The organism is Protofrankia sp. CiP1_Cm_nod2 (genome assembly GCF_920664355.1).
In the GTDB taxonomy this organism is placed as follows: domain Bacteria; phylum Actinomycetota; class Actinomycetes; order Frankiales; family Frankiaceae; genus Protofrankia.
In genome coordinates this window covers 5,668-13,089 of the sequence record NZ_CAKKTL010000019.1, presented here as the reverse complement: position 1 = coordinate 13,089, position 7,422 = coordinate 5,668, and the positions used below count along the sequence as shown (strand labels likewise).

The window sequence follows — 7,422 nt, the reverse complement described above, 5'->3', positions numbered from 1 at the left end:
TGCTCGACGGGTACCAGCGGTCCGCGACGACCAGCCGGGAGCCGTACCACGACGTCTTGTAGACGAGCTGGCGGCGGACCTCGGCCATCCCCGTGTCGGAGACGGCGCGGGCAAGGTGCCGGTTACGCGCCATCCCGGCCACATGCAGGTCTTCGACCACGATCACGTCGTGGGTCTTCGCGAGCCGGGTGGTGAGCGTATGCAGGCCGTCGCGGCGCTGGGCCGCGACGCGGGCGTGGATACGGGCGAGCCGGGCGGCACGCTTGTGCCGTCCCACGCTGCCAGGCTTGGACCTGGTGTAGGCGCGCGACGCGGTCCGCAGCCGACGCAGCGATGTGGCCAGATGTCTCGGGTTCGGGATCGTCTCGCCGGTCGAGAGGACCGCGAGGTGCTTCACGCCCAGATCGACGCCGACCGCGCCGCCCGTGCGCTGCCGCCGGGACGGGGTGTCGGGGATCTCACGGTCGACCTCGACGGTGAACGACACGAACCAGCGCCGCGCGGTGCGGGACACGGTCGCGCCCAGCAGCCGAGCCCGGCCGTCGGCGAGCCGGCTGGTCAGCGCGCCCATTGGCTCGTGGACCCGTACCCGGCCGATCCGGGGCAGCTTCACCCGCCGGTCGCCGGCCGGCCCGTAGACACCGGTCGTGTAGCGGAACGAGTCGCGTGCCTTCCCCCGCTTCTTGAACCGCGGGAAGCCGACCCGGCGGCCCTTCCGCTTGCCGTTCTTCGCGTCGGAGAAGCTCTTCAAGGCCCGCGCCAACCGGTCAAGCCCCGCGGAGAATGCCTCCTTCGAGCACCCCGCCCACCACGGCGCCACGTCGTTCTTCCTCTGGTTCCACCGCAGTCACAGCGCGGGCAGCGTCCACGGCACCGGGGTCAGCTGGTCGCCGTCCACGCCGTAGGTCTTCTCCGCGTCCCGTTGCGCGAGGGCGGCCTTCACCCGGGCCAGCCCCCAGTTGTAGGCGAACCGGGCCGCCCCGGCGTGCCGCCGGAGGTCTGCGAGCTGGGCGTCGTTCGGGTCGAGCGCGAACCGGTACGCCTGCAACGTCCTCACTCGGCCGCCCCGGTAGCGGCTTCGACAGCCCGGCGGGCCCTGTCCGCGGCGGCGCGGCGGCCGTACAACCGGGCGCACATCGACGTCAGGATCTCGGTCATGTCTCGGACGAGGTCGTCGTCGACCTCGGCGGGATCGACCACGAGAAGCCGCCGGCCGGAGGCGGCGAGGGCAGCTTCGACGTATTCGGCGCCGAAGCGGGCGAACCGGTCGCGGTGCTCGACGACGATCGTGGAGACGTCCGGGTCGCGCAGCAGCGCGAGGAACTTCTTTCGGTGGCCGTTGAGTGCCGAACCGACCTCGGTGACGACCCTGCCCACAGGTAGGCCCTGCCCGGTGGCCCAGGCGGTGACGCGGGCGACCTGCCGGTCTAGGTCTGGCTTGTGGTCCGCGGATGAAACCCGGGCGTACACCACGGTCTGCCCCGCCGGCCGTTCGACGGCCTCCGGCTCAACCAGGATCAGCCGGCCCACTCTGCGGGCCGGCACCGGCAGCTTGCCTTCCCGAAACCATCGGTATGCGGTGACGTGGTGCACTCCTTCCCGCTCGGCCCACTGCTTCAAGTTCACTCAAACATCATACTGCATACTCACTGGAGAACAGATGGGCACCCCTGCCACCGCCCGCGCCGCGTCCACCGCGTCCACCGCCCGCGCCGCAGCCACGTTCGAGCCCGACGGCCTGGTCCTGCGGCCGCGTGACGTCCGTTTCGACTGGTCACGGCTTCCGACGCCCTGGATTCCGGGCGAGCCCGTCGCCAGCCACATCATCAACGTGCTGCATCTGCTGCTGCCCGAGGGCGAGCGCTGGTTCGTGCGCGTCTTCCAGCGCGCACTGCCGATGATCACGGACGACCGGGTGCGGGAGGACGTGCTCGGGTTCATCGGCCAGGAGGCCATCCACGCGCAGGCCCACCAGGGGGCGCTCGACCACCTGCGCGCGGGCGGGCCGGACCCGGACCCGTATCTACGCCAGCTTGAGTGGTTCTTCCACCGGGTGCTGGGGGAGCGCCCAGGGCTGCCGCCGGGGCGTGCCCGGGAGCAGGTCGTTGAGCAGGTGGCGATCATCGCCGCGGTCGAGCACTTCACCGCTTTCCTCGGCGACTGGGTGCTCAGTGCGGACGCCCTGGACCGGGCCGGCGCCGACCCGGTGATGCTGGACCTGCTGCGCTGGCACGGCGCGGAGGAGATCGAGCACCGCAGCGTCGCATACGACCTGCTCAGGCACCTGGACCCGGGCTATCCGCGGCGGATCCGCAGCATGATGATCACCGGTCCCATTCTGTACTGGTTATGGATCCGTGGAGCGCGTTTCCTGATGGCCGCCGATCCACGGCTGGCCGGATCGCGGCCGGGCGGGCCACGGCGGGTGGAGAGCGGGCGTGCCTTCCTCGCGGCATCCCGGCGGGGGCTGCTGCCAGCCCCGGGCCAGGCCGTGCGCTCCGGGCTGCGCTACCTCAGGCGTGACTACCACCCCACGCAGGAGGGCTCGGCCCGGCAGGCGGCCGCCTACCTCGCCACCTCCCCGGCCGCCCGCGCCGCGGCCGCCCGCTGATGTCCGGGCCTGGGCATCACCCGGCCGCGGCGGGCCGGCACGTTCCTCCCGACCTGTACGGCAGGCCCCGTGCCGACCGCGCGATGCGGGCGCTGGCCGCCGTCGGTGACGTGCTGTTCCCGCTGGTCGTCCGGTCGGGCGGACGCCCGGGCAGCCGTCGGCACCGGTCCACGCCGCCGCCCGCGCCCGCGTCCGCGCTGAACCTCGTGGTGGCCGGCCGCGGGTACGTGGCCGACGACGTCGTCCGCCTGCGGCTGGCCGCTCCCGACGGGGCCGTGCTGCCCGCCTGGCGGCCCGGCGCCCACCTCGAGCTGCGCCTGCCCTCCGGCCGCCGGCGCCGGTACTCCCTGTGCGGCGACCCCGCCGACCGGGGCGTCTACCAGATCGCGGTCCGCCGCGTCGACGGCGGGGGCGGCGGGTCTGTGGAGGTGCACGACGCCCTGCCGACGGGCAGCCGGCTCGCCGTGGGCCGGCCGCGCAACGCCTTCCCGTTCGCCGGCGAGCCCCGCGTGCTGTTCGTCGCGGGCGGTATCGGCATCACCCCGATCCTGCCGATGGCCCGCGAGGCCGCCCGGCTCGGCCTGGACTGGCGGCTGGTGTACAGCGGCCGCGGCCGCGCGTCGCTGCCGTTCACCGACGAGCTGCGCGGGTTCGGCGGCCGGGTGGAGATCCTCTCCGGCGGGGAGCGCGGGGCTCCCGACGCCGCCGGCCTGCTGCGCCGCGCCCCGGCCGGGGCCGCCGTCTACGCCTGCGGCCCACCTCCCATGCTCGACGGCATCCAGGCGGCCTTCGACGCGAGCCCGGCCAGCGGCCTGCACGTCGAGCGCTTCGCGCCCGTCCCGCCGCCCTGGGACGGCCGGCCCTTCGAGCTGCGGCTGGCCCGCAGCGGGCGCGTGCTGCCCGTGCCCGCCGACCGCTCCGTCCTGGACGTGCTCGCCGAGGCCGTCCCCACGGTCGCGTACTCCTGCCGGCGGGGCTTCTGCGGGATCTGCCGCCAACGCGTCCTCGCCGGAGCCGTCGATCACCGTGACCATCGGCTCACCGACACCGAGCGTGCCGACGGCGCGATGCTCGTCTGCGTCTCCCGCGCCCGCGCGGGCGAAAGCCTCGTCCTGGACCTGTGATCTCTTAGTCACCCCGAGCCTCTTGCTCACCCCAAGTAGTCGAACTGTGTAGTCGTGCGAAGTGCCCACCCGAACCGGTGGGCACCCGACCCGGAGGCGACATCCATGACCGCACCGCTCCGGACACCGGCCCGGACATCAGCCCGCCGGCGCTCCCAGGCCACGACGGCCTTCCCGTACGACGGCGGCGACCTCGACCGTTTCCGTGAGCTGCAGCGGCTCGCCTACGCCTGCGCCGAGCGGGTCGGGGCCTGGCTGGAGCCCGGCGTGACCGAACGCCAGGCCAGCGCGCGGCTGGGCCGGGAGTTGGCCGCCGCCGGCGTCCAGGACTTCTTCCACATCCCCTTCGCCTGGTTCGGTGACCGGACCGCCTTCCGGCACTTCCGCACGCCGCTGCAGTTCTTCCCGAGCCGGCGCAGGCTCGAGGAGGGCATGCCGTACATCCTCGACTGCGCTCCCGTCATCGACGGCTACACCGCCGACATCGGGTACGCCGGCCGGGCCGGCGCCAGCCCCGTCTGGGACAGGATCGACCGTGACCTGCGCGAATACCGCGACCTGATCGTCGCCGAGGCGCGCCGGCGCACACCGCTCAACGAGATCTACGCCCGGGTGGACGCGCTCATCGCCCGCCACGGCTACGACAACCGGCACCGGGTCTACCCGGGACGGGTCATCGGCCACCAGATCACCCGCACGACCGCCCGCGGGCCCGCCGGGGTCAGCGTCCTCGGCTTCGGCGTACGGACGCTGCAGACCCTCGGCCGCGAGTTCCTCGGCGAGCGCCGGTACGGCCGGTCGCCGCTGTGGGCCGACGGCCGTGCCTCCCGGCACGCGCCCACGCCGGGGCTGTGGGCAGTCGAGCCGCACGTCGCGTTCCGCGACGTGGGCCTGAAGTTCGAGGAGCTGCTGGTGGTCACCGAGGACGACGCCTACTGGCTCGACGACGACCTGCCGCACGTACGCCGCTGGCAGCGGGCCGCGGACACCTCGTCGGATCTCGCGGTGCCGGATCTCGCGGTGCCGGGTGTTGTGGTGCCGGGTGTCGCGTCGGGCGTCGCGGTGGAGGCGCGATGAGGCGGCGGGCGGTCGTCTCCGCCGGTGTGCCGCTGGCCATGTACGAGCAGGGCAACCCGGCCGGGCCGACGGTGCTGCTCGTGCACGGCTACCCCGACACCCACGGGGTCTGGGACGACGTCGCCGCCGCCCTCGCCGCCGACGGCCACCATGTGGTGCGCTACGACGTGCGCGGCGCCGGGGCCTCCGGGGCGCCGAGAGGGGTAAGCAGCTACCGTCTGTCGCATCTCGCGGACGATCTGTTCGCAGTGGCCGACGCGGTCAGCCCGTACCGGGCGGTGCACCTCGCCGCCCACGACTGGGGGTCCATCCAGGCCTGGGAGGCCGTCACCGACCCCCGGGCGGCGGGCCGCATCGCCTCCTATACCTCCCTGTCCGGCCCCTGCCTGGACCACGCCGGCCACTGGGCGCGCCGCCGGCTCGCCCGCCCCACCCCGCATCACCTCGGCCAGCTGCTCACCCAGGCCACGCGCTCCTGGTACATCGGCCTCTTCCACCTGCCGCTGCTCGCCCCGGCCGGCTGGCGGCTCGGGCTGGCCGCGCGGTGGGGGAGCGTGCTGGCGCGTGCCGAAGGGGTCACCCCGCGGGCCGGCCACCCGCGGCCCACCCTCGCCGCCGACGCCGTCCGCGGGATCGCGCTGTACCGGGCCAACATGCTGCGCCACCTGCTGCGGCCCCGGCAGCGCCCGACCGCCGTACCGGTGCAGCTGATCACTCTTACCCGGGACCGCTACGTCAGCCCCGCGCTGGGCGACGATCTCGACCGCTGGGCGCCCCGTCTGTGGCGGCGCACCCTGACCGCCGGGCACTGGTCCGCACTGCTTGAGAAAGGCCCCACCGTGGCACAGATGATCGGAGAAATCGCCGCGCACGCCGACGGCGCGCCCGCCGCCCCCGCCCTCGAGCGGGCCGCCGCCTCGAGCCGGGAACAGGCCGCCAGCCAGCGCCAGCGCCTCCGCCTCGGCCCGCGCCTCGGCCCGCGCCTCGGCCGTGGCCTGGAGCGGGCGGCTTTCGCCGGGAAGCTGGCCGTCGTCACCGGCGGCGGCAGCGGCATCGGACGGGCCACCGCGCTGGCCTTCGCCGAGCACGGCGCCGCCGTCGTGGTCTGCGACCTCGACCTGGCCACCGCCGAGCGCACCGTCGAACTCGCCCGCCTGCTCGGCGCACCCGAGGCCCACGCCTACCGGGTGGACGTCGCCGACAGCGCCGCCGTCGACACCTTCGCCAGAGAGGTGGCCGTGGCCCACGGCGTCCCCGACATCGTGGTCAACAACGCCGGTGTCGGCCACGGCGGCACCTTCCTGCGGACCACCGAGAAGGAGTGGCGGCACATCCTGGAGGTCAACCTCGGCGGGGTCGTCCATGGCTGCCGCGCCTTCGCCACCCTGATGGTCGAGCGCGGGGAGGGCGGTCACCTCGTCAACGTCGCCTCCGCCGCCGCGTACCTGCCCAGCAAGGTCCTGGCCGCCTACGCCACCAGCAAGGCGGCCGTCTACATGCTGTCGGACTGCCTGCGCGCCGAGCTCGCCCCCGCCGGCATCGGCGTCAGCACCATCTGCCCCGGCCTCGTCAACACCAACATCGCCCGGACCAGCACCTTCTCCGGCCGTTCCGCCGACGGGCTCGACGCCACCCGCGACCGCTTCGCCGCGCTCTACGCCAGGCGCAACTTCCCCCCGGAGAAGGTCGCCTGGCAGATCCTGCGCGCTGTCCGGGAGAACAGGGCCGTCGTCCCGGTCACCGTCGAGGCCAGGGCCGGCCGCCTCCTCAGCCGGCTTTCCCCGGCCCTGACGCGCGCCGCCGCCCGCATCGACATCGACTGACACGACCGGACCCTGCCCGGCGGGCTGCTGCCCACCCTGGCCGGTGACGCGCTGGCGAACCTCGTCCGCCACCTGGACAGCCGCCGCCGCGCAGCGCACGGCCGGCTGGGTCCGTGGGGCCCGCCGCCGGTGCCAGAAGATCTTCGGGACGGCCGCGGTTCCCCGCCACGCGGCCTGAGCGGTCGCGGCCCGGACCGCTCCGAGGGCTCGGGACCAGGGGGAGCCGCCGTCGCAATGGCCGGTTTTTTCAGGGTTACCACTGATGCCGGCCGCTTCCGTGCGGAGCAGACTCGCCGCTGTGAGCAGTCCCGCCTCGCGGCGGGGCGCGACGACAGCGGGCGCGTGTCGGCTCCGGGGCGCGCCCGCTCCTCGCCGAGGCGGGTTCCCCGCGGTCCCACCGGCATGGCGAGGAGTTTCCTGCCGGGCCCTGCCGAGAAAGGGGTGGTTGCGATGCCGCAGCACATCCGGAAATACTGGGGGGCGCTGCACGGGCGCCAACAGCTGAACTTCAACTGGGGGGCGATAAACGCCAACTCGATCGTGCACGTCGCGGCCAGCGAGTATATTCCGGTGACCGACCCGGACGCGCACGGCGGGTTCGCCGACCAGAACCACCAGCGGTTCATCGGGGCGGCGAACGTGACGGTGTCCAATATCGCCCCGCACGGCGCGCCCTGGGATCCGAACAACGGGGTGACGTTCGTCGTCAACGTCGACTGGCCCAGCCCGATATACATCGTCACGGACATCACGGTCTTCGACGAGGGGCCGGTCGAGATCCAGAACT

General features: G+C 73.9%; 6 protein-coding genes and 1 pseudogene. 5 read left to right on the top strand and 2 right to left on the bottom strand.

Annotated features, from left to right (window positions below; all coding sequences use genetic code 11):
* Together tnpB and NBW84_RS03740 are read right to left on the bottom strand one after the other, a co-directional pair.
* Window positions 1-1,057: pseudogene (gene tnpB, locus NBW84_RS03745) on the bottom strand (IS607 family element RNA-guided endonuclease TnpB); the annotation flags it as partial.
* Window positions 1,054-1,626, bottom strand: coding sequence for an IS607 family transposase (locus tag NBW84_RS03740; RefSeq protein ID WP_250281730.1), 573 nt, complete (start codon window positions 1,624-1,626; stop codon window positions 1,054-1,056). The gene NBW84_RS03740 and the pseudogene tnpB, both read right to left, overlap by 4 nt.
* A gap of 34 nt (window positions 1,627-1,660) precedes the next feature.
* On the opposite strand from NBW84_RS03740, the gene NBW84_RS03735 reads away from it, so the two are divergent.
* The 5 genes from NBW84_RS03735 to NBW84_RS03715 all read left to right on the top strand — a co-directional run.
* The gene (locus NBW84_RS03735; RefSeq protein WP_250281728.1) at window positions 1,661-2,611 is read left to right on the top strand and encodes a metal-dependent hydrolase; all 951 of its coding nucleotides are present in this window, start codon (window positions 1,661-1,663) and stop codon (window positions 2,609-2,611) included.
* Entirely contained in the window at window positions 2,611-3,735 is a 1,125-nt protein-coding gene (locus NBW84_RS03730; RefSeq protein ID WP_250281726.1) for a 2Fe-2S iron-sulfur cluster-binding protein, read from the top strand. The genes NBW84_RS03735 and NBW84_RS03730 overlap by 1 nt, the downstream gene beginning before the upstream one ends.
* A gap of 105 nt (window positions 3,736-3,840) precedes the next feature.
* Window positions 3,841-4,812, top strand: a complete 972-nt coding sequence (locus tag NBW84_RS03725; protein ID WP_250281724.1) for a M24 family metallopeptidase — start codon at window positions 3,841-3,843, stop codon at window positions 4,810-4,812.
* A complete protein-coding gene (locus NBW84_RS03720) occupies window positions 4,809-6,635 on the top strand; it encodes an SDR family oxidoreductase (RefSeq protein ID WP_250281722.1) in 1,827 nt (608 codons plus the stop codon). The genes NBW84_RS03725 and NBW84_RS03720 overlap by 4 nt, the downstream gene beginning before the upstream one ends.
* A 450-nt stretch (window positions 6,636-7,085) precedes the next feature.
* The coding region (locus NBW84_RS03715) for a hypothetical protein (RefSeq protein WP_250281720.1) at window positions 7,086-7,422 on the top strand (337 nt) is incomplete at its 3' end.